Origin of the sequence: Pseudomonas putida NBRC 14164, from assembly GCF_000412675.1 — a bacterium.
Lineage (GTDB): Bacteria > Pseudomonadota > Gammaproteobacteria > Pseudomonadales > Pseudomonadaceae > Aquipseudomonas > Aquipseudomonas putida.
In genome coordinates this window covers 5,218,286-5,242,934 of record NC_021505.1, presented here as the reverse complement: position 1 = coordinate 5,242,934, position 24,649 = coordinate 5,218,286, and the positions used below count along the sequence as shown (strand labels likewise).

Sequence of the window (24,649 nt, the reverse complement as noted above, 5' to 3'; positions counted from 1 at the left end):
ACTGCGCCGCCTGCTTCACGGGCTTGCCCGCTCCCACAGGTACCGCGCACGTTTCGGGCACGCGCTATATTTGTGGGAGCGGGTTCACCCGCGAAAGGGCCGGCACAGCCGCCTTGCAATCAGCTCAGTGCCGCGGCTCCAGGTCCCCCGAATACAGCTCATCTTCGGACTCTTCCGACCCCGCAATCTTGTGCTCCTCGGCTGCCCAGGCCCCCAGGTCGATCAGTTTGCAGCGGTCCGAACAAAACGGCCGGAACGCGCTTTTCTCGGCCCATTCCACAGGTGCGCCACAAGTAGGGCAATCGACGGTCAACGGCTGGCTCATGGCTGGCCTCCTTTCAAAGTCAGGTAAAAGTGGTGCAGGCGGTCAATCTGCTCATGCAGCGCGGCCAGGTCGCCGTTGTTGACCACCACATCATCGGCATGGCGCAGGCGTTCCTCACGGGCCAGCTGGGCCTGCAGAATCGCCTGCACCTGTTCGGCACTGGTGTTGTCCCGCGCCAGGGTACGGGCTATTTGCAGCTCCTGCGGCGCATCGATCACCAGCACGCGCTGGGTCTTGTGGTACTGGCCCGATTCGATCAGCAGCGGAGACACGTACACCGCATACGGCGACTGCGCCTTGGCCAGGTAGCTGAAAATCTCTTGCCCGATCAGCGGGTGCAGCAGTTGCTCCAGCCATTTGCGCTGCGCCGGGTCGGCGAAGATCAGCTGGCGCAAGGCGGCGCGATCAAGCTGGCCGTCCGCCTGCAACACACCCGGGCCGAAGCGCTCGACGATGCTGGCCAGGGCCGGGCGGCCAGGTTCGACAACCCAGCGCGCCGCCTGGTCGGCGTCGACCAGGTGCACGCCAAGCTCGACAAAGCGCTCGGCAGCAGCGCTCTTGCCGCTACCAATGCCGCCGGTCAGGCCGAGAATCCAGGGGGTAAAGGCTGCAGTGGCCATCAGTATCCAAGCAGTTGCATGTAAGAGGCGTATATTTCATCACCCCAGAGCACAGCAATCCACCCCGCAATCGCCAGATAAGGGCCAAACGGTATCGCCGTGCCCATCGCATACCGGCGCAAACGCAGCAGGCACAGGCCAACCAGCGCCCCCACCACCGACGACAGCAGCAGCGTCAACGGCAGCACCTGCCAACCGCCCCAGGCCCCGATCAGCGCCATCAGCTTGAAGTCGCCGTAGCCCATGCCTTCCTTGCCGGTGACCAGCTTGAACACCCAGTACACCGTCCACAGGCTGAGGTACCCGGCCACTGCGCCCCACAACGCGTCGGCCAGTGGCACATACAGGCCAAAGGCGTTCACGATCAGCCCAAGCCACAGCATCGGCAGCACCAGCACATCCGGCAGCAATTGGTGGTCCGCATCGATCAGGCTCAGGGCCAACAGGCACCACGTGAGCGGCAGTGCCAGCAACGCCTCGGCCGAAGCGCCAAAACGCCAGGCCACCACCAGCGACAGCAGCGCGCTGGCTATCTCGACCAGCGGGTAGCGCGGGCTGATACGGCCTTTGCAGGCTGAGCACCGCCCGCTCAACGCCAGGTAGCTGAGCACCGGAATGTTCTCCCACGCGCGAATCTGATGCGCGCAGTGCGGGCAGCGGGATGCCGGCAGGCACAGGTCGAACCGTTCGTGTTGCGCAAGCGGCAGCCCCAATACCTCCTGCGCCTCACGCTGCCATTGGCGCTCCAGCATGATCGGCAGGCGATACACCAGCACGTTGAGAAAGCTGCCCACCAGCAAGCCGAGCACCGTGGCCAGGGTAAGGAAGTACGCCGGCTGCTCAGCCAGCAAAGTCCATAAAGTCATGTTCAGATCAAGCTACCCAACTGGAAGATCGGCAGGTACATCGCCACCACCAGGCCACCCACCAGCAGGCCCAGGATCAGCACGATGGCCGGCTCCAGCAGGCTGGTCAACTGGTCCAGCGCCTGGCTGACCTGTTCCTCGTAATGGCTGGCGGCTTTTTCCAGCATCTGGTCCAGCGTGCCACTGGACTCCCCGATGGCGGTCAGCTGCACCAGCAGCGGTGGGAACAGCAACTCGCCCGCCATCGCCTGGTTCAGCCCTTGCCCGTTGGCCATGCCCTGGCGTAGCCGCAACACCGCTTGCTCGTGCAGCTCGCCCCCGGTCACCCTGGCCACCGTGCCCAGCGCATCCAGCAACGGCACCCCGGCGCCATACGACGTTGCCAGGCTACGCGCAAACCGCGCCAAGGCCGCCTCCCTCAGCAACTTGCCGAACACCGGCAAGCCCAGCACCCGCCGAGATATCCACAGGCGCGCTGGCGCATGCTGCCGATACAGCTGGCGCACGGCCAAACCCAGCACCACCCCTATCATCAGCAACAGCGGCGCACACCGGCTCAGCCCTGTGGACAAGTCGATCACCCATTGGGTAAATGCCGGCAACGCCGCGCCCATGCCCGAGAACATGCTTTCGAATTTCGGGATTACCTCCAGCAACAAGATCGCCGACACCCCCAGCCCCGTCAGCAACAGCAGCAGCGGATAGACCATCGCCTTGCGCACCTTCTTGTGCAGCGCCCGGTGCTGTTCCAGCATGCCCGCCAGTTGCTCCAGCTGCCGGTCCAGCGTGCCGGACTGCTCACCTACCCGCACCAGGTTGCAGTACAACGCATCAAACCATCCCGGGTGACGCTGCAACGCATCCGCCAGCCCCAGGCCCGAGGCCACATCCTGTTTCAATCTACTCAGCAACGCCGCCTGCGCCGCATCGCAACCACTGCGCCCCATCACCTCGAACGCCTGCAACAGCGGCACCCCGGCCTTGAGCAAGGTCGCCAACTGCCGGCTGAACCCCGCCGGGTCCGCCTTCACCCGCCGCTTCGGCAAACTGAACGCCAGCCCGCTGGCCGGCCGCAAACTAGCTACCGTGATGCCTTGGCGAATCAGCCCGGCGCGCACATAAGCCGGGCTGCGCCCAGGCGTTTGGCCGCTGACCGGCGTGCCGTTGGCGTCCGTGCCATGCCAGCTGTAAAGCAGTGAAGTTGAAGTCATGCAAAGGTCCTTTTTCTGCCCCGGCGACAAGCCTGGAAACAGCTTGCCGCCTCCATGCAAGGGCGCGCGTCCGTGATGCTCACTAGAGTAGTTCAGCGAAGATGACGCCCAAGCGGGCAGGGGTGACAAAAGGTGTCTGTTCAGGCCTACTGCGCCGCTGCCGGTTGGGGCGCAACCCACCTCAATGTGTAAGCGAATCAAAAAGGAAAGATGTTCATGAAAGGGCAACGCGGTATCACCCTGATCGAACTGATGATCGTTGTCGCGATCATCGGCATTCTGGCGACCATCGCCTTACCGATGTACACCAACCACCAGGCACGCTCCAAGGCCGCGGCCGGCCTGCTGGAAATCAGCGCGCTGAAGACGGCGATGGACCTGCGGTTGAATGACGGGAAAGACGTAGCGGCCGTGGCCGAACTGGGTGGCCAGCCGGCGACCGCGCATTGTGCGATCACCGCTAGCGGCAAGGCGGCAGATGGCAGCGGCAGCATTGCTTGCACGCTGGTGGATGCCCCGGCCAACGTGCTGGGCAAGGCACTGACCCTGACCCGCTCGGCCAGCGGCTGGGCGTGCACCACCGACATCCAGGAAGACCTGGCGCCCAAGGGGTGCAAGGGGGCTTGAGGGCAGGGCAATAAACCAGCGGAAACAGGGGTTTGCGTTGCGGGTGTGAGCAGTGGTACGTTGCGCTACACGCCGGTGTAGCTCAGTCGGTAGAGCAGCGCACTCGTAACGCGAAGGTCGCAGGTTCGATTCCTGTCTCCGGCACCACATCCAGCTCCACTGCATTCCGCTGAATGCTTTGGAAGCCCTCTAAACCGGCCTTCTGGCCGGTTTTTAATTTCCACGAACCTCCTTCGGGAACCAACAAAATCCCCAATAACCGGGGGTATTTTTGGGGTACAGCGTCTTTCCTGTATGGAGAACGTACCCCTATGCCACGCCTAGCCACTCCGCTCAGCGACCTCAAATGCCGCACGGCCAAACCGCGTGATCGCGCCTACAAACTGTTCGACGGCGGGGGTATGTACCTGTATGTCGCGCCCTGTGGCTCGAAGACTTGGCGGCTGCGGTATTTCAAACCCAACGGCAAGGAAGGCACGCTGATCATCGGCAAATACCCCATCGTTTCGTTGGCTGTCGCGAGGATCAAGCGCGATGAGGCTAAAGCTCTGTTGCTCGACAACCTTGATCCGATGGAAGAAAAGCAGAAGGCCAAGATCGCAGCTCAGCGGGCGAGTCTTCTGTTTGAAACCGTCGCTCTGGAGTGGCACGTCGAAATGTCTCGACGGTGGACTGAGGGCCATGCCAAGACGGTGCTGAGTAGGTTGCGTGCCCACGTGTTTCCACTGATTGGTCAGCGGCCCATCGCTGAACTCGACACCCATGATCTCCTTGAGGTCACCCAGCGGATCAAGGATCGCGGCACCATGGATGTAGCGCTGCGTGTGCAGAACTATCTATCCACGATCATGCGGGGTGCGAAGCGGGCGCGGCAGATCACTCAGAATCCGGCGCTCGATCTGGCCGGCTCGATTCAAGCGCCGCGTACGGTGCATCGTCCTGCACTCTCGCTAAACCGCCTTCCTGAACTGTTGGACCGAATCGACAACTACACCGGTCGCGAGCTGACCCGGCTCGCAGTGCTGCTGACGCTGCATGTGTTCGTGCGCTCCAGTGAACTGCGCTTTGCGCGGTGGGATGAATTCGACCTGCAACGAGCGATGTGGGAAATCCCCGATACCCGCAAGCCGATTGAAGGCGTCCGCTATTCCACGCGCGGGACCAAGATGAGTGGAGACATTCAGATAGTGCCGCTGTCGCCTCAAGTCATCGAGATCCTTGAACGGCTGCGCAGCTTGAATCGCTTCTCTGAACTCGTGTTGCCCGGTGATCACAGGTATTGGAAGCCCTTGTCGGAGAACACGGTTAACCAGGTGCTGCGCAATATGGGATACGACACCACCAAGGACGTTTGCGGGCATGGATTCAGGACCATGGCTTGTAGTGCCTTGCTCGAATCAGGGCTATGGACGGACGCAGCGATTGAACGGCAGATGAGCCATCAGGAGCGTAACCGCGTGCGCGCTGCTTACATCCACAAGGCCCAATTTCTGGAGCAGCGTCGGTTGATCATGGCGTGGTGGAGTAACTACATTGATGCCAACAGATCGGGCCGTATTACCCCTCATGAGTTTGCCCACCCGGTAGGCGACAACGTCACCGCCTTGCCGAATGGCCATGGCGCATTCAATCGCGGGTGAGCCTGCAAGATCGGCAGCTGGCTGCTCTTTCGCGCGGGTCCATCCAAACAGGGCTGCAAAGCCGCCCTGTTTGGATGGACCTCACTTTGAAAAGCTAAACGCCACGATGTTGTCCGAGATTTACCACGGAATTCCACCGGTGGATAACCGCATTTCTCGTCTCAATAGCGCTGAATTTCGATCCTTGACCGGGTTTATCCACAGGCGTAGAACTGGTCGTGCAAGCGCTGTCGATGACAGCACCCCAGGTGACTAGAACCTTAAAGGTCACGCCGTTCCCGCGGTGGTTTTCCCCAAGGGCGATTCGCATCCGGCAGCTCGCCCGGTCACCTTCCCGGTGATGGATGCTCTTACACATATGGCCCTTGTGCGCCAGACACACCGTATCTCGCTGCCCTGCAGCAACCTATCCGCTTGGCCGAATATTGCCCCAACCTGTGCCCGTCTCTTTCTCCTGGAAAGAGACGGGCACTTCTACCACTGCTGCAGCCCTGATCGCACATGGCTTTGCGGCAATTCCCCTCGTGACAATCGGCGTGACAAACGCCGATGTCACCAGCAACAGCCATGTGGATGATGGTGCCGCAGACCAAGGAATGGACTGCACCTGACTGACAGTCAGGCATGCCCCGGTCATCGCATTGCTGCTTGCACCTGGCTCAGGATCTCGCGGCACTGGTCTCGTCAGCCAATGCAGTCTCCACCCGCCCACCGGTAACGGTGTCCAGGAGGCCAGATTATGAGATGCCCTTGCTCCCGGACGTAAGGAGCCGCCAGTCCCGCGTTAGAGGACATCCCCACAGGTCGCAGGGGCCTTGATCCCTGATAACACTCAGCATTCTTGGCGGGATGACGTGGGGCGAGGATTGGAGAGCGGAAGATGAGGTAACCGGCATGGCATTGGTGGGTAGACGCGATGGTCGTAACTTCGGCTACGGCAGGCAATTGAGCTACGCCGGGCCGCAGGCGCTGAAAGACATGTTCGGCGGCGGTCACTACGGCACGGTCAAGGCGCACTGTGACAGGTGGCAGGCATTCTTGAAGTGGTGCCGCTCCGAACAGAGCCTGGGTATCAATGACGCGCAGCAGATTGATCGGAAGGAGGTGACCGACTATGCGGCGTACTTGCGCGACATGTTAGGCGCGGTGACCTCGCCGTCAGCACCGCACAAAACCGCCTATCCAGTGTTAACAGGACCACGGCAGCGCTTCGCAATGATCAGTGCGTGAAATTGCCAAGCCCGAGCAGGGAGTTGGCTATCCTACGAACCGGAGTTCTCCAGTAGATGCGTATAAGCAAATCAGTTAGTTATGGCTTTCAGCGGAATCAAATTGGGCAGAGAGAAGCCCAAAAATTTGGGGCTCCTTCTCGATTACGGAATCTGGGTATTGGCTGGAAGTAAAATGAGGTCTAGAGTAGATGGGTGGCGACTTGCCATCTCTTGTTGGGTGAAAACATGGAACGTTACAAAAATCTCAGTGGACAGTCAAACGTAGTTGCTTACGAATTGAGCGAAGGTGCGATCACTGTTCAGTTTGCATCAGGAACCTATCGGACCTACGTTTATGATAGTAAACGCCCCGGTCCAATCATGGTCGCTGAACTACAACGCCTGGCAGTGGCGGGGCGTGGACTCAATAGCTATATATCAAGTATAGTTAAGTCAAATTTTTCTCATAAATATTGACTTGCATCGCAGTCTAGGCGCATCCGAAAATTCAGATTCCGAGATGTCCGCAAATTACCAAGGCAGATATCAGACCCAACCAAATGCACGAACGTAAAATTTAATAACATCCGAGAGCGAGAAATGAGCGATAGCGAAAAATTACTTGCGAATTCAAGTGGCCTTACTCAAACGGCAAGCATACTAATTGAAAAAATATCAAATGCCATTGGAGTGTTATATGAGCCGAGAAAAATAATCAAGCTTGCGCAGGCACAGGCTCATGCCGAACTGATTAATTTAAATAGCAGGCTCCAGCTATCTGAAATAGAACATAGGGCGATACAAAGTCATATACGACGAGAAGCGTTCAAGCAAGACAATATTGAGCGAATCACCGCGAATGCTATTAGCTCACTTTCTCACGATTCAAGTCCAGACGAAATAAGTAAAGACTGGCTGAGCTATTTCTTCAATCACTGCGATTCAATTAGCGAGCCAGAAATGCAGCGTGTTTGGGGAGAAGTATTGGCAAAAAAAGCATCGAATACATCCAGCTACTCTAAGAAGACCATTAGTACACTCGCGGTTCTCGAAAGCAGCGATGCAGAGTTATTTACAAAATTTTGCTCATTTGCAGTGGCGCGTGATCAAAGTGCCGAGTTGTTCATACTGGACATAGGCGAAAGCTATTATCGTAATCATGATGTAGATTATGGTTCAGCTCTGCATCTTGAGTCTATGGGGCTTGTGCATTATTCATCTGAAGGCTTTGCGGTATCAGTAGACTCTCAAATTAATCAAGACACCCCTGAAGACTGTCACTCGATACTAATGAATTACTTTGGAAAGCAATTGGAGATGATTATTCCGAAATCCGAGCCAGAAAACCTGACAGAGGATAGTGTTTCTATCTCAACAGGACAGGTGAACTTTACCGCAGTTGGCCAAGAGCTGTTTACCCTATGCCGTGCCCACCCATCCGACAGCTTTATCAACTATTGGAGAAAGCAGCTGAAATTGGAGAAAAGGGAATTAGTAGAAATAATTTAAAAGGCACCTAACTCTCAAGCCCAGAATGCATGTATACATTTACTGCTTCAAAATGGGCTTCGCCGCCTTCAGTAAAATACGTATTTAATTTTAAACTATTTTATGCATAGCGCAGGCCATCCATGTTCTATGCGCCAACATGTCTCCAGTAAATCTCGATTGTGCTTCTCCGAAATTAGCACTCGGAGAGAGTTTCGGTCTTCTTGTTTAATATCTGGGACTTGATCGATCATTCCTTCATGGAAGAAGCTCGCTCGCCATCTCCTGTCACTCAATGGATACTTAGAAATACCAAGCGCCCCGGTCCCGGTATTCTTCTCGGTCAAAGAGAAGTGAATCCTGAGGCGTGAAAAAACTCGACCTTCCTGACCGCTATAAACCACATTCAATTCATCTCCTTTTGGCCTAAATATATCAGAAGGTGCCAGCCGCATTTTATTGAATAGTGCCACCTGATTAAACTTGGTCGCCTTTTTTGGAAGAGATAGAGGCAATTCAAGATATTCAAGTTCCTCCAGAGTTAGGTCAGACTCAAACCAATACCAGCCCGGTAGGTTCGCCCATGCTTTTTCATCCTTCTGGCGCACCCAAGTTTGTAAAAAAGTGTCTTCATCCCAAGACATGGCACAGCCAAAATCTATCGTCCTTCTATTCAGCCAAATAATATTGGAAAGTTTTTTAAGAGCAATCATATTTTTGCTTACCACCTAGTTCATCTTGGACGCCCTTGGTCGAATCGACCCGGCGGCTTGAGCCACTGGTTACCGCGATTGGTCTGTTTGTGTATTACCCTCGCGCAGGGAAAATGTGGTAACGATTGGTCCCAGTTCTTTCAATTATGATCCGGCTTCCAGCAGACAGGGTATGAGACTGAAAAAATTCCCCCACCCATGACCGCTTTCTAAAAATCTTTTTGTCACCTGCAATGTCAGTGAGTATCGGTCCTGTAATACCGCAGTGGATCTCTAGTTGAACACCTAGCTTACTTGCATTCGCTCCACCAATGGATTCAGGTGGGAATAAATCTATGATGCCGGAAAGGTAAAGGTGGTTGTTATTTAGATTTCCCTGTGTCAGTTCAATTACTCGAAACGGCATGGATTCCTCCTTGGCCAAACGTTTACTAAATTAATGACGTACTAAGCAATAGTGGGGTGGCTAGGCATGGAAGAACTCAATTGCTTCAGTGATTGATTCCACCAACTTCAGATTTGCACTGGAAACGGCTTGATGCAACAGCCCGGAAAGAATAGCGCTGCGAGTGGCTTTCGGTATTACACAAGGGCTTAATATCCCCCTGGAATGTGGGTAATCTCCCCAGTGAACCCCTAATGCCTTACTTCCACCATTATCTTTATTCTTGTGATCGTACCAACCAATAATAAGAACCAAGCCATTATCGACATGTATTTCTTTGTGATTTTTCCAGTATGAAATCATTTTCATGCTACTCTCCGTATTAAGATTAGTGAGTAATGGTCGTCGTCAAGGTGTTATGGTTGGCTTTGTCGTATAATAATCTACGCTCAGGCGTGATTCCATATTTTTACGATAGAAATTACGACGTGTATCCGCAAGTCGCTTTAGTCGTTGACTGTTTATCTGCGGTCGGCGTATTTAGAAGTCAAGAGCACCAGCGCTCAAGGTGCTGGAGATTATCTTAGTGGCAGTGGCGCTCGCCTGTTTTGGCATCCCTTTGAGTCAGTGTGTCGTCGCTGTGCGTGAAGGCAGCTACTGAGGAGAAAGAAAGGACTGCAGCGATCATGAGTGAAACGATTTTCATCAGGATAATCCATGCTTATTAATTGAGATATCAAAATGCCTTGCAAAGCATAGCTCCTTAATAGCAGCTCGACCAAGCCTATTCCAAGACGGAGCAGAAGAACGGTTTCTTTTCGTTTATCTGCTATGGGGCCAGGCTGTGTGAAAACATCTACGGTTCTCTAGCCTCCTAATCGTCTAAATCGTGGTGGGAACGATCATGAAGCGATTCATCGAGGGTGAGGCTCGGACGCAGGTCACACTGCTGCTCAAGTGTCTACATAATTATAACGCCGAAGAAAGCCCAGTTCGGGTAGTCGACATTTTCGTCTATGAATTCGATTCGGTAGAACTCGGCTTAGAGAGCGTCGATTCAGCTGCAACGGGTCGCCTGACTTACAACCCAGCAGTTCTGCTGAAGATCTACCTCAATCGGATTCAGTACTGAATCGCTCCTAGCTCCATCAACATCCCCGAGCGGTTCTGATTGTTTGCATCGCAAAGGGGTGTTTTCTGCCGGTCCTCACCCAGCATTAGAAGCGGGTGTCGTAGTTCTCACTGAATCCTCTGCAATTTCCGATTCGGTTCCACGGAAAGCCATGAGTGGCTGATTTATTTATAGATACCCTATGAGGTACATCAAAAAATCCACCAAATTCCAGCCCCGCGAAAACCGGGCCCTTACGGCCAACAACCGTCCGTCTGTCTCCGCACCAGTTCAGCAGGTTTGATGCAGCTTTTTCTCATCAGGATCTCCGTCTGCTGAACTTGGTCCTGCTGCGTGACATCAGACGCCATGCTCCCTGACTTTTCCTGCGACACTCAGCGGCCATTCGCATAGCCCTGAACCTTGCATTGCAACCCCCGCAGCGATACCGTACTCCAGTCGCGGCCAATTCCGCGACCGGGTTTGGCGACCCGACCGAAAAGGCGCATCGACGCCCCCGACCACGATTGCAGGCGCTTTTTTTGCGTCCGCAGTTTCGTGTAATGGCGGCTGTGCGTGGGAGACCTTCGGGTCTGCCGAGTTCCTTTTCCTCGGTTCGCCAACCTGCGTACAGCTGCCACCCTAATCGTTTGGCGACGGTTAGCGTGGTGCTTCAATCGAAAAGGACCGCATGCATGCTCATCTCAAGTCCATCCAGGATCCTCGCATTCGTTCTCCACCGTCGTACCTCGACAGTCCCCGGCTACTTCACCGTCAGCAAATCCAGCTCCGTCTCCGCCCAACCGGAGGCACGCCATGACTGATCAAGAACGCCTCTCTACCATCCAAAGCTACGCCTGGACTCTCGAACTACTAGGCGAGGCCCTGGTCCAGCATGACGAAATGCTGGAGTGCGAACACAACCCGCAACTGAGCTTCCGCAACACAGCCGGCATTCACCAAGCTATCCGGATCATCAGTCGATTGGCCAGTGAGCAGTGTGGGAAGGTGATGGAGCAGAGTGGTCAGGCCACGGCTGATTAGGCTGGGCCTTTGCTGATCGGCGCTTCCTGCGCAGTGCGCGGCCGGCTAGCCGTTTAGCAGGCATCACGGTGGATGGCACGGGCTGCGCCCGTGTTCGCGGGCTCGCCCGCTCCCACAGGGATGGTGCCAGGTTTTAGGTGTTGAGCAGGGCAACTGCCGTACACCCGGTGTTCGGTGCGGAGGTATGGATTACCTGGGCTGCTTTGCAGCCCTTCCGCGACACAAGGCCGCTCCTGGAAATGACCACTTTGGGGCGGGTTGGGGATATTTTTACAGGCATGGTAAATGGGGGTCATGCCTTGTGTACTAACGGCGGTATGGGGTACCAAGAGCCGGACGATTCCCCGTCACGTTCAAGATAAGGAAATCACCATGTCCAACCATCACTGGAATGACTGGGCCGGCGGATTGACGCTAGTGCTTCAGGCGATCGTTTATATCCCGCTGCTTTACATCCTCCTGATGCCATGGCTTTGCCTGGCGCTGGTCAAGCTTGGGAGGGTTCCTTTCTTCCCGGGGTTTTTCCAGGCAATGGCCTCGACCGGGTGGCTGGTTGCTTCTGGGCTTGTGGGCCTGGTAGTACTGTTTGTTGTGGTTCGTCCCTTGGTCCGTTGATTTGCCGGCACGAGGAAGGTGCTTTTGGAACCGTGTTGTTCACTGTTCGTAAGTCTTCAGGGCGAGGGTAAGCATTTCATGAATGTGCGCCCGCAAGGCAAGCGGCTCCAGCACCTCGATGTCGGCAGCATTTGCCATCAGGAACAACCGTAGCCCCTGGGTATCGCGAACCTTGCAGGTCAGCAGCCATTTGTCGCCGTCCGGCAGCAGCTTCTGGTTTTTATCCAGCGGGTTTTCAGCAAGGCGGTTGTACAGGTTCTGGCTAAGCCGAAGGCGGGTTTTTTGCGCAGGGGAGTGGATGGTCACCAGGTCTGTCTGGGCTTCGTCTGCGTGAATGTCGTAACCCTCCGGGTCGTCGATAATCCGCTTGCCCGGCTCTACCTTGGTAATCCTGTGCAGCATCAGCGCGCACAGTGTATTGGGCCCGTTGCTGCTGTACTTGCCTCGTGGCTCGTCGGGCGCGGGTGCGTTACCCAGCCACTGCTCTTCGGTGACATAGGCAGACAGGTAGATATTGGAATCCTGGTGGGACAGGCCCAGTGGTTTGAGCTGGTAGACACACTCGACCCCGTCGGCATTACGCGGGCGGTACCAGACCTCAAGGGCTTCGTTATCGAGGATGGCCATCTGTATCTGCTTGAGGTGTTGGGCTTTGTACTTGCCCGGCTGTAGCTGGGTAAACCGCGTCCCTGAAGTAATACGCTTGGTGAAGTTCAGCTTGCGTACCGAGCCGTCCTGCATCACCAGTTCCGTATAGTCGCGCAAGCCCTTCAACTCATCGGTGGCTGATTGCAGGCCGAACCGTTCGGCATGCTGGAAAACCGCCCAGAGTGACATGGCGTCTGAAGGTGAGAGCACCAGCGAGTGGCTTCGGCCCACCGCAGACCAGAGCAACCCTCGTTTATCTTCTGGGTCCGTTTGCGACTGAACGTAGTTCAGCTCCTCCAGCGCCTTCAAATCCCTGATGGTGGTTTTATCACGTTGGTCATCAGCAGCATCCCCATGGCGCCCTACCCATGCAACCAGCTTCGCGTGCACGTCTGCGGTGGAGAGAGGCTTACCCGCTGCACGAAGGATTTGCCGCAGATAGTCACGGCGATGGGCAAGATTGATCATTTTTTTTGAATCCGGACAAGAAGTGTCCCTATTGGAGTTCAAGATGTTCTTCGTTGGCAAGGCAACGACCTTGATCACGGTATTCCCGCGTCCTGCGTCGAGGATGCAGCAGAGATAAAGAGGGCATCGCGATGAGCGACATCGATAAGGTGAAAGCACTGATTGTTCAACACGCGGCCGGCGGCATCAGTGCTCCGGAACTGTTCCTGCGGCTAATGCCACAGGGTGCCCATCTGGCGGGAATTGAAATTCAGATGACCCTGTTCGCACTCCAGGAAGAGGGCCGCCTTTACGGCCAGGAAGTAGAAGGCCAATGGTGGTACACGAGCATCGATCAGAACGACCCTGCCAGCGCAGCGCCGGAATACAGCCCTCAGTTTGCAGAACGCATCATTGCTGCGTCCTGTGGAGCGTTTCAAGAGATCGACGCAGATGATCTGATCAAACAACTTGATGACATGATCGCTCAAGCGCGACGTGGCCAAACCGATACCCAGTAAGCGCCTGTCACCGGGCAACTGTCAGCCAACCAAGGAAGTACACACTATGGTCAGCACTGATGTGACCTCTGCCATTATCAACGCCAAGCCTGGCATCCAGAAATACCTGGCCCTGATGGACCAAGTGGAAACGGTGGATGTTTCGACCGACGCAGTGTTCCAGCGCATGTACAACGGGTTTTACCGCGTGCAGCGGCGTGAACGCTCCTGGTATGGCGCCTACTACCAGTTGATGCAGCAAATGAAGGGCGCGCAGCCTACGTTTGGCGATGTGCTCGATCATATGTACGAAGCCACCGGCCGTTACGAGCCTTCGTTCTCCAGCAAGCTGGTTGCGACATTGAACCCTGGCAAACCGGTCTGGGATATTCATGTGCTGCGCAACATCAACCAGAAGGCGCCGGCCTACTATTCGCGCAAAAAAATCGAGGACGCCAAGGGCTGCTACGCAAAGATGGAAGACTGGTACCAGGCCTTCCTCGCATCGAGCCAGGGCGCCAGCTGGATTGACCAGTTCAACCAACTGACCCCAGAGCACAACAAGCTGACCGACCTGAAGAAAGTGGATTTCATCCTCTGGCAGATGCGCGGTTAATACACCGTTTGATCCCGGGCAGGGCAGGCCAGTGTCCCGTCAGCTGCCGGCCATCAGCCTTTGGGTGGCCTTTTCGCCTCGGCGGGCAATACTTCTCTGTATATGCAGGCGTGTTCCTGGTGGCGCGCGCCGCTGGGAGGTGTCAGGTGAACAAGCTAACAATCGTGGGCGCCGGCTTGGTCGGCGAGGCAGCGGCGCAGATCATCGCCCGGGACGAGTTGTGCCGTGAGCTGGTGCTGATGGACGTGCAGGGTGAGCTGGCGCAGGGCAAGGCGCTGGACGTGTGGCAGGCAGCCGTGGAATCAGGCTCCGATACCCGGGTTTACGGCGGGGGCAAAGCCGACATGCTGGACGGCTCCGAGCTGGTGGTAATTACCGCAGGCGTGCCGCGCAAGCCCGGCCAGTCGCGCCAGGATGTATTGAGCATCAACCTGCCAATCCTCGACAGCATCATGGCCGACATCAAGCACCATGCGCCGGCAGCCACGGTGCTGGTGGTGTCCAACCCGGTCGACGTGCTCACCTACCGCGCCTGGAGCGTCAGCGGCCTTGGGCGGGACAAGGTGTTCGGGCAAGCGGGGGTGCTGGATACCGCCCGCATGAAGTGTTTCATCGCCGAACAAACCGGGTTTTCTGCCCGGGATATCACCGCGCTGGTGCTGGGCGGCCATGGCGACAGCATGGTGCCGCTGATGCGCTACTGCCAGATCGGCTCGGTGCCGCTGTCGCACTTCCTGTCCAGCGAGCAGATCGAACAGATTGTCGAGCGCACCCGTAAGGGCGGCGGTGAGATTCTGGGGTTGAAGAAGACGGGGAGCGCCTGCGATGCACCGGGCGTGGCCATTGCGCAGATGGTCGATGCGATCGCCAATGGGCGGCACCGTATTTTGCCGGCGGTGGCGATTCTTGAGGGCGAGTATGGGCGAACGGATATCGCCATGGGTGTGCCCTGCGTACTGGCAGAGAAGGGGCTTGCGCGGATTATCGAATTGCCGCTGGATGCGCAGGAGCAGGCGATGTTCGACCACTCTGCAGACCAGGTGGCGCGAGATATTGCCGAGATGAAGGCGTTGTAGGGCTTGAAGCGTCATGCATCGGGTGTGGCGGCTCGGGCAGTGGGGGAACACTTTGCCTCCGTACCTGTCACACCCGTTCATTGGGGTTCAGACCCACCATTACCAAGGAGAGGTAGGCATGGCTTTCGACGCTTTCATCCAAATCGACGATAACGCTGGCGAAGCGCTGGATGAGCAGTACACCAACTGGATCGAGATCAACGGCTACAACTTCGGTGTCAATCAAAGCACGTCGGCTACCGCAAGCTCTTCCGGCGGTGCAACATCGGGACGTACCACCTTGACCAACTTCACGTTCACCAAGTTTCTCGACACCGCGAGTTGCAAGCTGCTGGAAGCCAGCTGCTCGGGCCAGCATCTCAAGGAAGTATCGGAGTGAATGAAGTTGAGCCTGGGCTAATTGCGATTCTGATTCTTGCACCCATGATGCTGGCGATGGTCGTACAGTGTTTCATCGCACATAAATACACTGAGTACTACGAGTCTTTAAATCACGTTTCAACATGCAGGCCTTCTGGGCAAGGTTATGCGTACGGGTTTGATCTCCATGGTGCTGGCTATACCGAGCCTCTTCGTGCGCAGGGGGTTGTTCTAACCGGCAGACTCGAGCTTTGCACGAGCAGACCTCTCGCGACCCAAGGTTGCTGCGGCATCGACCGCGTCGGCTGTGGTACCGGCCCGGAGCGCATTGCCGAGCTCAAACGTAACCCGGGCTGACTTTCAGCGCGGGTCTGGCGGGAAAGCGCAGCGGTTATTGTTGGGAAATGCCTGAACTGACGGTAAGGTTTGGGCGTCTCTCATTCACCACGCGTCGAGGGTGATCGAGTCTTGACCGCTCGTTCACGATGCGCAGCGCTGAACACCACGAGCAATACTGCCTATGAATGCAGAGCAAAAACGCAGGAGCACCATCAACCCTCCCGTTTTCTTTACCAGTGCCATTCTGGTGCTGCTATTGGTGCTGTACGCCACTGTTTTCCAGGAGCACGCCCAGCGTGTGTTCGAACACGTGCAGCAATGGATCATCACCAACGCCAGCTGGTTCTACATCCTTACCGTGGCATTGGTACTGATCAGCGTGGTGTTCCTGGCGGTCAGCCGTTACGGCGATATCAAGCTGGGACCGGACCACAGCGAACCGGATTACCCCAACAAGAGCTGGTTCGCCATGCTGTTCTCGGCAGGCATGGGTATCGGCCTGATGTTCTTCGGTGTAGCCGAGCCTGTGATGCATTTCATCAGCCCCCCGGTCGGTGAGCCAAATACCATCGCAGCAGCCCGTGAAGCCATGAACATCACGTTCTTCCACTGGGGCCTGCATGCCTGGGCCATCTACGCCATCGTCGCGCTGATCCTGGCTTACTTCAGTTTCCGCAACGGGCTGCCGTTGACGCTGCGTTCGGCTCTGTATCCTTTGATCGGCGAGCGCATCTACGGCCCGATCGGGCATGCTGTGGATATCTTTGCCATTCTCGGGACGGTATTTGGCGTGGCCACGTCGCTTGGCTACGGCGTGCTGCAGATCAACAGCGGCCTGCACCAGCTGTTCGGTTTGCCAGTCAGCACTACTGTGCAGGTCGTTCTCATCGCCGCCACCTGTGCCCTTGCCACGCTGTCGGTGGCCAGCGGGCTGGATAAAGGCATTCGCATTCTCTCCGAGCTCAACCTTGGCCTGGCAGTGATATTGATGCTGTTCGTGCTGGTGATGGGCCCGACCGTGTTCCTGCTGCAGGCCTATGTTCAGAACACCGGCGCGTACCTGTCCGATATCGTCAACAAGACATTCAACCTGTTCGCCTACGAACCCACCGACTGGATCGGGGGTTGGACCCTGCTGTACTGGGGCTGGTGGCTGTCCTGGTCGCCTTTCGTAGGGCTGTTTATCGCGCGTATTTCCCGTGGTCGCACCATTCGCGAATTCGTCTGCGGCGTGTTGTTCGTACCGGCCGGTTTTACCCTGCTGTGGATGACTGTGTTCGGGGACACCGCCATTCACATGATCCCGCACGGGGGTGTGAGGGAGCTGGCGGCGGTGGTCGATCAGGACAGTTCGCTTGCGCTATTCGCGTTTCTCGAACACTTCCCGTGGTCGACAACGGTATCGTTGGTGGCGGTGCTGATGGTGGTGGTGTTCTTTGTCACCTCCGCCGACTCCGGGGCACTGGTGGTAGACATGCTTGCCTCCTCGGGCAAAGGTCACTCGCCGCTGTGGCAGCGGGTGTTCTGGTCGGTGACCATGGGCGCAGTTGCCATTGCCTTGCTGTTGGCCAACGGCCTGAAAGCGTTGCAGGCAGCCACCATCGCCAGTGCCTTGCCATTCGCGGTAATCCTGCTGGTGGCGATCTGGGGCCTGTTCAAGGCCCTGGGCCTGGATGCCACACGTCGCGGCCTGCGCACCCAATCGCTGCCTGGCCAGCGCCAGCACCGGCAGAATCACGGTGGCTGGCAACGGCGCCTGCGCAACATCGCCATGATGCCGCGTAGGGCCCACGTTACTCGCTTTATCAATGATGTGGTCAAGCCCGCCTGCGAGGAAGTGGCCCAGGAGCTGCGCAAGCAAGGTTACGAGGTTACGGTTGAGGAACGCGACGATGGCCGGGTCACGCTCGAGCTTTCCCACGCGGGCGAGGGCCGCTTCAAATATGAAGTTCGGCCGCGTGCGTACAATACCCCAAGCTTCGTCATTCGCGAATCTGACGATAACAACGATGCACGCAAGTATTTCCGCGCCGAGGTGTATCTGCGTGAGGGCGGGCAGGACTACGACGTGATGGGCTGGAGCCGCGAAGATGTGATTGGCGACATCCTGGACCAGTACGAGCGCCACCTGCACTACCTGCACGTGGTCAGTTGAGCCCCTACGTGCGGGCCAGGCGAGGTATGGCCCGCACGTACACCAGCTCGCACACCAGTTCCACCAGCGTCTGCGTGATCACGGCAGCTGCCGCCAGGGTGCGCGTATGCTCTGGCAAGGCCAGTGCCAGCGGCAGCACCACCAGCGAATTGCGGGTCGATGCGCTGAACATCACCGAACGCGCTTCGGTGGCCGGCAGGCGCAGCAGCCGCGCCGCGATGAACCCGAGCACTGGCGCCAGCAGCATGAAGCCGATGTACACCGGAACCACCGGCAGCAAGCGGTCGAAATCACGCAGCACCACGGCAATCTGCGAAGCGATCACAACCACCAGTACCAAGGCCATCGCCGGCACGGGCAACCACGCCCAGGCGTCATTCCAGGCCGCGACTGTGCGCGAGCGGCGGGCACCGAGGCTGGTGAGCACGGCAAGCAGCATGGGCAGCACGATCAGCAGCACGAAGGCTTCCACGAACGGCGTGATGGAAATGGCCACGTTGTTGCTGTCTCCCAGCATCAGGGCCAGGTAGATCGGCAGCAGTGCCAATTGCACCAGCAATAGCACGGGTGTGGCGGCCAGGGTCAGGCGCGAGTCGCCTTTGCCGATGTGGGTGAACACCACCACGTAGTCGATGCAGGGTGTAAGCAGTACCAGCAGTGCGCCGACAAGGATCGCCGGGTGCTCGACCAGCCCACGGGTGATCGCCCAGACCAACAGCGGCACAAGAATGAAGTTGGCGAGCAGCAGGGCGCCCATGAAACGGCGATTACCCAGACCATGGCGCAGGTCGAGGAAAGGGATTTGCAGAAACATCGCGTACATCAGCACGGCAATGGCGGGGGTGACCAGGGCTTCCAGGTGGCGCGCGCTGTCGCTGGCCATCAAGCCGAAGGCAACGGCTGCGAGCACGGCAGCGAAGTAGATCGGGATCTGGTGGGTCTCGAGTTGTTCTCTGGTCAAGGTGTGGCCTGTGGTTGGTGGTGTGGAAGCAACTTGAATTGAGCCTAGGTAGTGAAGGCAAGCATATTACCTGTGGGAGCGGGTTCACCCGCGAACACCGGCGTAGCCGGTGCCATCCACCTCGTTGCCCTCTTCGCGGGTAAACCCGCTCCCACAGGGACCGCGACAGGTTAGCGAACCTGGTTCATGAAAACGAAAAAGCCCGGCACTGGGCCGGGCTTTTTCACTTCAGGCTGGCGCCCAATCAGTTGCCGTAAACCGGCAGCTTCTTGCAGATAGCCTTGACCTTCTCACGTACGGCGTCGATCACCGCTTCGTTGTTCAGGTCAGCCAGGATGTCGCAGATCCAGCCAGCCAGTTCCTTGCACTCGGCTTCCTTGAAACCACGGGTGGTGACGGCTGGGGTGCCGAAACGCAGGCCCGAGGTGACGAACGGCGAACGTGGGTCGTTCGGTACCGAGTTCTTGTTGACGGTGATGAAGGCTTTGCCCAAAGCGGCGTCAGCGTCCTTACCGGAGATTTCCTGCTTGATCAGCGACAGCAGGAACAGGTGGTTCTGGGTGCCACCGGACACCACGTCGAAGCCACGCTCGATGAATACGCTGGCCATGGCCTGGGCGTTTTTCACCACCTGCTGCTGGTAAGCCTTGAACTCAGGCTGCAGGGCTTCCTTGAAGCAGATGGCCTTGGCGGCGATGACGTGCTCCAGCGGGCCGCCTTGGGCGCCTGGGAAGACAGCGGAGTTCAGCTTCTTCTCGATGTCGGCGTTGGCACGGGCCAGGATCAGGCCGCCACGTGGACCGCGCAGGGTCTTGTGGGTGGTGGTGGTGACCACGTCGGCGAACGGAACAGGGTTCGGGTACACGCCAGCGGCAACCAGGCCGGCAACGTGGGCCATGTCGACGAACAGGTAGGCACCGACCTTGTCGGCGATGGCGCGGAAGCGGGCGAAGTCCAGGACCTGCGAGTAGGCCGAGAAGCCGGCAACGATCATCTTCGGCTTGTGCTCGACAGCCAGGCGCTCGACTTCGTCGTAGTCGATCAGGCCGTTGCCGTCGATGCCGTACTGGATGGCGTTGTACAGCTTGCCCGACGAGCTTACCGAAGCACCGTGGGTCAGGTGGCCACCGTGGGCCAGGCTCATGCCCAGGATGGTGTCACCGGCCGACAGCAGGGCCAGGTAGACAGCGGCGTTGGCCTGGGAGCCAGCGTGCGGCTGGACGTTGGCATAATCGGCGCCGAACAGTTCCTTGGCACGGTCGATGGCCAGTTGCTCGACGATGTCGACGTACTCGCAACCACCGTAGTAACGCTTGCCTGGGTAGCCTTCGGCGTACTTGTTGGTCAGGACCGAGCCCTGAGCTTCCATGACTGCCGGGCTGGTGTAGTTTTCCGAAGCGATCAGCTCGATACGCTCTTCCTGGCGCAGGGCTTCTTGCTGCATGGCTTCGAAGAGCTCGGCGTCGTACTTGGCAATGGTCAAATCACGGCTGAACATGGCGGTCCTCAAGGATCGGGGTAGTTTGGGTGGGCATTCTAACCGATTGATTCGCGGCTGGCATATGAAGTGGCATCAAGTCGCGGACCAATGGGGCTCATGTTGCATCCCGCGCCGTGTCTGGGCTGAGTGGGTTCCGGAGCTGACTCTCAGGTCCATTTTTTGGGGCCAGTGCAGGTACCGCATCAATGGAACATGAACAGGGTTTCGTTGGCGAACTGCGCCTCGAACTGATGTGCTGGCATCGGCCGCCCGAACAGGTAGCCCTGCACCTCGTCGCAGCCATGCTCGCGCAGGAACTCCAGCTGCTCGTGGGTTTCCACGCCCTCTGCAATTACCGCCAGGTTGAGGCTGTGGGCCATGGCGATGATCGCCCGGGCAATCTGCGCGTCCTGCTCGCCTTCGGGCAGGCCGTCGACGAAGGTGCGGTCGATCTTCAGTACGTCGATGGGGAACTGCTTGAGGTAGTTGAGCGATGAGTAGCCGGTGCCGAAGTCATCAACCGCAATGCTCAGGCCGAGGTTTTTCAGGCTGGCCAGAATCTGCAGCGCCTCGTTCACCTCGCGCATCAGGATACTTTCGGTCAGCTCCAGCTCCAGGCAGGCCGGCGGCAGGCCGCTTTCTTCAAGGATGTTGGCAATCCGCGTGCCCAGCTGGCCGTCGGAGAACTGCCGGGCCGAAATGTTCACCGACACCTTCGGCACCCGCACCTTGGCCTTGTGCCAGGCCTTTAGCTGGCGGCTGGCTTCGCGCAACACCCAGTCGCCCACGTCCACCACCAGGCCCAGCTCCTCGATCACCGGGATGAAGTCGCCCGGCGGCACCAGGCCACGGGTCGGGTGGCGCCAGCGCAGCAGCGCCTCGGCGCCGGTCAGGCGCTTGCCGTCGCCGCTGAACTGCGGCTGGTAGTAGAGGATGAATTCGTTCTGCTCCATGGCGTGGCGCAGGTCGCTTTCCAGCTCCAGGCGCTCCAGGGCGCTGGCGTTCATCTCGGCCTGGTAGAACTGGAAGTTGTTCTTGCCGCGTTCCTTGGCGTGGTACATGGCAGTGTCGGCGTTTTTCATCAGCTGGCTCAGCTCGCTGCCATCCTGCGGGCTGAGGGCGATGCCGATACTGGCCGTAACGAAGAACTCGCGGTTTTCCAGCACGAACGGCCGCACCAGGCTGCCGAGGATATTCTCTGCCACGTGAATGGCGCGGTTCAGCGCCAGTTCGCGGCTGGGGCGCGGTTGCAGCAACAGGGTGAACTCGTCGCCGCCCATGCGTGCCACGGTGTCGTCATCATCCACGCAGGCCAGCAGGCGCAGGGCCATGTCCTTGAGCATGCGGTCGCCAGCGGCATGGCCGAGGGAGTCGTTGATCGGCTTGAAGCGGTCGAGGTCGAGGAACATCAGCACCACCCACCCCTTCTGCCGCTCGGCCTGCTGCAGCGCGTTGTACAGGCGGTCCTGGAACAGCGTGCGGTTGGGCAGGTGGGTGAGGGCGTCGTAGTACGCCAGGCGGTGGATGCGCTGTTCGCTGGCCTTGCGCTCGCTGATGTCGGTGAAGAAGCACACGTAGCTGGCCAGGTCGCCTTCGTCGTCCAGTACCGCAGTAATGCCGACCCAGGCCGGGTAGTGGTCGCCGTCACGGCGCTTGAGCCACACCTCGCCCTCCCAGCTGCCGCGCTGGTGCAACTGCTTGACCACATAGCGCAGGTGGCCTTCCTGCTGTTCGTCGACGGTGAGCATGCCCGGCAACTGGTCGAGCACTTCACTCACGGCATAACCACTGACGCGGCTGAACGCCTCGTTGGCCTGCACGATATAACCAGCCGGGTCGGTGATGAGAATGGCCGAAGTGGAATGCTCGAATACCGTCGCGGCCATGCGCAGGTCTTTTTCCGCACGGCGTTGCTGGCTGATGTCACGGCCCACCCCAAGCACGCCTTCAAAGCGCTGGTCATCGTCCCACACCAGCACCAGGCGCAGTTCGATGGGGATCTTGCGGCCATCGCCACGCAGGCAGTCGAACAGGAACAGCTGGGTCGGCAGCTGGCTGCGCAGTTGGGCCAGCTGGACCGGGTCGCCCATGGCCTTGCTGACGCGCTCCATCAGGCTGTAGATGCCGGTGAGCTGGGCCGGGTTGGCAATGATCGACTGCCAGCCGTTGGCGAAGATCCAGTCCGCCTGGTAGCCCAGCACGCTCTGCACCGAAGGGCTGACGTAGTTGAGCTTGAGCAGGCTGTCGGTGGAGAAGATCACGTCGCTGATGCTTTCGGCGAGCATGCGGTAGCGCTGTTCGCTGTCGCGCAGCGACTGGCTGGCCTCTATCTGCACCGTCACGTCCTTGCCCACGCCGATGATGCGCGTTACCAGGCCTTCGGCGTCACGGGTCAGCACCTGCTCGCGGATGTCATAGCAGCGCCAGCCGCCATCACGGTGGCGGAAGCGCAACTGGCAGTGTAGCGGCTGGTCATGGCCGTTGTCGCGCTGCTGCTGGCGCAGGGCCTGGAAGTGCGCGGCATCTTCGGGGTGCAGCAGCAGCTCCCAGAAGCGGTCGCCCATTTGCGCGAGCTCGGTGCGGTCGTAACCCAGGGTCTGGCCAAGGTGGCGGTTGCTGAAGATCATCCGCTGGCTGAGCACGTCCTGCACGTACAACTGGTCGGGGACGGTGCGCACCACGTCCGACCAGAAGCTTTCGCGCTCCAGCAACGACAGCTCCACCTGCTTGCGGCTGGTGATGTCGCTGATGCTGAGGATCACCGCCTGGTAGTCGCCGCGCTGCTGCGGCAGCCGTGCCATCAGCCACAGGTGCAGCTCACCGCCCAGCGGCGCCGGCAGGCGTACTTCCAGCTCCAGCAGCGGGCGGTGTTCGATCAGCGCGTCGATCAGTTGCATGCCGATGCTGTCGCGGCCATCACCCGTGCCGTCGATCAGCCGCTGCCAGGCACCTTCGTGGCAGTTGATGTTCAGCAGCTGGCGGGCAACCTGGTTGACCTCGGTGATTTTCAGCTCCAGCAGCAGCGAGCGGCGCAGGTTCGAGTCCAGGGCCAGGCTATGTTTGAGCGCAGCGCGGTTGCGCAGGTGGTAGCGGTCGAGCTGGCCGGGCAGGCTGGACAGGTCGAGTACACACAAGGCCACGCCGGTGCCTTCGAAAATTTCCTGGTAGCGCCGGCGGTCCTCCTGCAGCGCGCGCTGGCGGCGGCGCATGTTGATCAGGGCCAGCACTGGCAGCAGGGCGCAGAACAGCACCAGCAGGCATTTGCCGATCAGTGCAGGCAGCAGTTTCTGCTGGGTCAGCTGAGCGTCGAACAGGCCGCGCAGTTGCCAGGTGCTGTTGTCGATAAAGGCCAGCATCACGCTCTGCAGCGGCTCGCTGCCGGTGTCGGCCGGCGCGTGGCGTTGCAGTACCTCGCCGCTGCGGCTGTTTTCCAGCAGCCACAGGGGGTGGCCGGCGCCATCGAGGTGGACGGTGAGGGTGCTGTAGTAGTCCGGCGACAGGCGCAGCAGCCAGTAGCCACGGTCCTGCTCGGTGGACTGGCGCAGCAGCAGGTAGAGGGTGCGGTTGTCGGCTGAATTGGTGAAGAAGTAGGGGCGGCCCTGGTTCAGCGTCAGCAACTCGTCAAGCAACTGGCGGTCCGGGCTGCCGGCCAGGCTGTCGGCGCGCAGTTGCCCGGCGCTGTCCAGCCAGGCCACGCTCTGCAAGGCGGGCAGGCGCTCGCGCAAGGTATCCACCAGGCTCGGCAGGGCGGCGGGCGTCGGCGCATTGACGTAAGGCTGTACCACATTTACTGCCTGCTGCGCCTTGAACGCCATGTTCAGGCCCAGGTGGTCGGCGAGTTCCGCAGTGGCGTCCAGGCTTTGTTTGCGCAGGTCGGCCTGGGTGTGGTTGAACTGGGCGAAAAGCTGCCACAGCAACAGGCCCAGCAGTATCAAGGCAAGCATCGCCAGCGCACCCTTGACCGACCCGCGCAGGGTGGCGGCGGGCGCCTGTGGCGCGGTACGCAATGTCGACGGATGATTAAGGTTGGTCAAGCGTTGATCCTGCGATTGGGCTGGCGATGGCAGGGAAGGATCATGCACGGTGTGTGCCGGTGTCTGGTTGACGCACAACGGTGGCGCACTATAAGGCCGGACACCTGAAACCGGCTAGCATGCCTAGGATTATGGCAAAGTGCCAGCCATGTTGACCGATGGTGCCGGCCCGGTGGT

Annotated in this window: 21 protein-coding genes, 1 tRNA gene and 3 pseudogenes; 14 read left to right on the top strand and 11 right to left on the bottom strand. The window is 58.6% G+C overall.

The window, feature by feature from the left end; genetic code table 11:
- Positions 1–124: 124 nt before the first annotated feature.
- The 4 genes from yacG to PP4_RS23275 are packed head-to-tail and all read right to left on the bottom strand — an operon-like array spanning position 125 to position 3,022.
- Entirely contained in the window at positions 125–325 is a 201-nt protein-coding gene (gene yacG / locus PP4_RS23290; RefSeq protein WP_016501579.1) for a DNA gyrase inhibitor YacG, read from the bottom strand.
- Complete coding sequence (coaE, locus tag PP4_RS23285) at positions 322–945, bottom strand: dephospho-CoA kinase (RefSeq protein WP_016501578.1); 624 nt, start codon at positions 943–945, stop codon at positions 322–324. The genes yacG and coaE overlap by 4 nt, the downstream gene beginning before the upstream one ends.
- Positions 945–1,811, bottom strand: coding sequence for a prepilin peptidase (locus PP4_RS23280; RefSeq protein ID WP_016501577.1), 867 nt, complete (start codon positions 1,809–1,811; stop codon positions 945–947). The genes coaE and PP4_RS23280 overlap by 1 nt, the downstream gene beginning before the upstream one ends.
- Positions 1,812–1,813: 2 nt before the next feature.
- Complete coding sequence (locus PP4_RS23275) at positions 1,814–3,022, bottom strand: type II secretion system F family protein (protein WP_016501576.1); 1,209 nt, start codon at positions 3,020–3,022, stop codon at positions 1,814–1,816.
- Positions 3,023–3,238: 216 nt separating this feature from the next.
- Here PP4_RS23275 and PP4_RS23270 point away from each other — a divergent pair, with 216 nt between their 5' ends.
- The 6 genes and pseudogenes from PP4_RS23270 to PP4_RS28285 all read left to right on the top strand — a co-directional run bounded on the left by PP4_RS23270 (position 3,239) and on the right by PP4_RS28285 (position 8,009).
- Complete coding sequence (locus PP4_RS23270) at positions 3,239–3,649, top strand: pilin (protein ID WP_016501575.1); 411 nt, start codon at positions 3,239–3,241, stop codon at positions 3,647–3,649.
- Between the two features lie 71 nt (positions 3,650–3,720).
- Positions 3,721–3,796 (top strand) — tRNA-Thr (locus tag PP4_RS23265).
- Between the two features lie 164 nt (positions 3,797–3,960).
- The gene (locus tag PP4_RS23260; RefSeq protein ID WP_016501574.1) at positions 3,961–5,289 is read left to right on the top strand and encodes a tyrosine-type recombinase/integrase; all 1,329 of its coding nucleotides are present in this window, start codon (positions 3,961–3,963) and stop codon (positions 5,287–5,289) included.
- Positions 5,290–6,183: 894 nt separating this feature from the next.
- Positions 6,184–6,566, top strand: a pseudogene (locus PP4_RS23255) (integrase domain-containing protein); the annotation flags it as partial.
- Between the two features lie 180 nt (positions 6,567–6,746).
- Positions 6,747–6,977 (top strand): hypothetical protein, encoded by a 231-nt coding sequence (locus tag PP4_RS28290; RefSeq protein WP_016501572.1) that lies wholly within the window; start codon positions 6,747–6,749, stop codon positions 6,975–6,977.
- Positions 6,978–7,100: 123 nt separating this feature from the next.
- Positions 7,101–8,009, top strand: a complete 909-nt coding sequence (locus tag PP4_RS28285) for a DUF2806 domain-containing protein (protein WP_016501571.1) — start codon at positions 7,101–7,103, stop codon at positions 8,007–8,009.
- Between the two features lie 95 nt (positions 8,010–8,104).
- Here PP4_RS28285 and PP4_RS29110 read toward each other — a convergent pair whose 3' ends face one another.
- The 3 genes from PP4_RS29110 to PP4_RS28275 all read right to left on the bottom strand — a co-directional run bounded on the left by PP4_RS29110 (position 8,105) and on the right by PP4_RS28275 (position 9,455).
- Positions 8,105–8,716 carry a hypothetical protein gene (locus PP4_RS29110; RefSeq protein WP_144063138.1) on the bottom strand — a complete coding sequence of 204 codons (612 nt, stop codon included), beginning with the start codon at positions 8,714–8,716 and terminating at the stop codon, positions 8,105–8,107.
- A gap of 79 nt (positions 8,717–8,795) precedes the next feature.
- Positions 8,796–9,107, bottom strand: a complete 312-nt coding sequence (locus PP4_RS28280) for a hypothetical protein (protein ID WP_016501569.1) — start codon at positions 9,105–9,107, stop codon at positions 8,796–8,798.
- A gap of 60 nt (positions 9,108–9,167) precedes the next feature.
- Complete coding sequence (locus tag PP4_RS28275) at positions 9,168–9,455, bottom strand: hypothetical protein (RefSeq protein ID WP_016501568.1); 288 nt, start codon at positions 9,453–9,455, stop codon at positions 9,168–9,170.
- 535 nt (positions 9,456–9,990) lie between these two features.
- On the opposite strand from PP4_RS28275, the pseudogene PP4_RS23245 reads away from it, so the two are divergent.
- The 3 genes and pseudogenes from PP4_RS23245 to PP4_RS23235 form a co-directional block, all read left to right on the top strand.
- A pseudogene (locus PP4_RS23245) lies at positions 9,991–10,212 on the top strand (IS5/IS1182 family transposase); the annotation flags it as partial.
- An 801-nt stretch (positions 10,213–11,013) separates the two neighbouring features.
- Positions 11,014–11,241: a hypothetical protein gene (locus tag PP4_RS23240; RefSeq protein WP_016501566.1), complete on the top strand. Its 228-nt coding sequence runs from the start codon at positions 11,014–11,016 to the stop codon at positions 11,239–11,241.
- A 372-nt stretch (positions 11,242–11,613) separates the two neighbouring features.
- On the top strand, positions 11,614–11,856 hold the full coding sequence (locus PP4_RS23235) for a hypothetical protein (protein ID WP_016501565.1): 243 nt from the start codon (positions 11,614–11,616) through the stop codon (positions 11,854–11,856).
- Positions 11,857–11,895: 39 nt separating this feature from the next.
- Here the strand turns inward: PP4_RS23235 and PP4_RS23230 are convergent, their stop codons facing one another.
- On the bottom strand, positions 11,896–13,050 hold the full coding sequence (locus tag PP4_RS23230) for a helix-turn-helix transcriptional regulator (protein WP_229609723.1): 1,155 nt from the start codon (positions 13,048–13,050) through the stop codon (positions 11,896–11,898).
- Positions 13,051–13,103: 53 nt separating this feature from the next.
- On the opposite strand from PP4_RS23230, the gene PP4_RS23225 reads away from it, so the two are divergent.
- The 5 genes and pseudogenes from PP4_RS23225 (at position 13,104) to PP4_RS23200 (ending at position 17,997) form a co-directional block, all read left to right on the top strand.
- The gene (locus PP4_RS23225; protein ID WP_016501563.1) at positions 13,104–13,472 is read left to right on the top strand and encodes a hypothetical protein; all 369 of its coding nucleotides are present in this window, start codon (positions 13,104–13,106) and stop codon (positions 13,470–13,472) included.
- 46 nt (positions 13,473–13,518) lie between these two features.
- Positions 13,519–14,067, top strand: a complete 549-nt coding sequence (locus PP4_RS23220) for a hypothetical protein (RefSeq protein ID WP_016501562.1) — start codon at positions 13,519–13,521, stop codon at positions 14,065–14,067.
- Between the two features lie 146 nt (positions 14,068–14,213).
- Complete coding sequence (locus PP4_RS23215; protein WP_016501561.1) at positions 14,214–15,143, top strand: malate dehydrogenase; 930 nt, start codon at positions 14,214–14,216, stop codon at positions 15,141–15,143.
- Positions 15,144–15,261: 118 nt separating this feature from the next.
- Positions 15,262–15,513 (top strand): annotated as a pseudogene (locus PP4_RS23210) (type VI secretion system tube protein Hcp); the annotation flags it as partial.
- A gap of 510 nt (positions 15,514–16,023) precedes the next feature.
- A complete protein-coding gene (locus PP4_RS23200) occupies positions 16,024–17,997 on the top strand; it encodes a BCCT family transporter (RefSeq protein WP_016501558.1) in 1,974 nt (657 codons plus the stop codon).
- A gap of 4 nt (positions 17,998–18,001) precedes the next feature.
- Here the strand turns inward: PP4_RS23200 and PP4_RS23195 are convergent, their stop codons facing one another.
- The 3 genes from PP4_RS23195 to PP4_RS23185 form a co-directional block, all read right to left on the bottom strand.
- Positions 18,002–18,958 (bottom strand): arsenic resistance protein, encoded by a 957-nt coding sequence (locus tag PP4_RS23195; RefSeq protein WP_016501557.1) that lies wholly within the window; start codon positions 18,956–18,958, stop codon positions 18,002–18,004.
- A gap of 244 nt (positions 18,959–19,202) precedes the next feature.
- Positions 19,203–20,456 carry a serine hydroxymethyltransferase gene (gene glyA, locus PP4_RS23190; RefSeq protein ID WP_016501556.1) on the bottom strand — a complete coding sequence of 418 codons (1,254 nt, stop codon included), beginning with the start codon at positions 20,454–20,456 and terminating at the stop codon, positions 19,203–19,205.
- Positions 20,457–20,641: 185 nt separating this feature from the next.
- A complete protein-coding gene (locus PP4_RS23185; protein WP_016501555.1) occupies positions 20,642–24,472 on the bottom strand; it encodes a sensor domain-containing protein in 3,831 nt (1,276 codons plus the stop codon).
- Positions 24,473–24,649 lie beyond the last annotated feature (177 nt).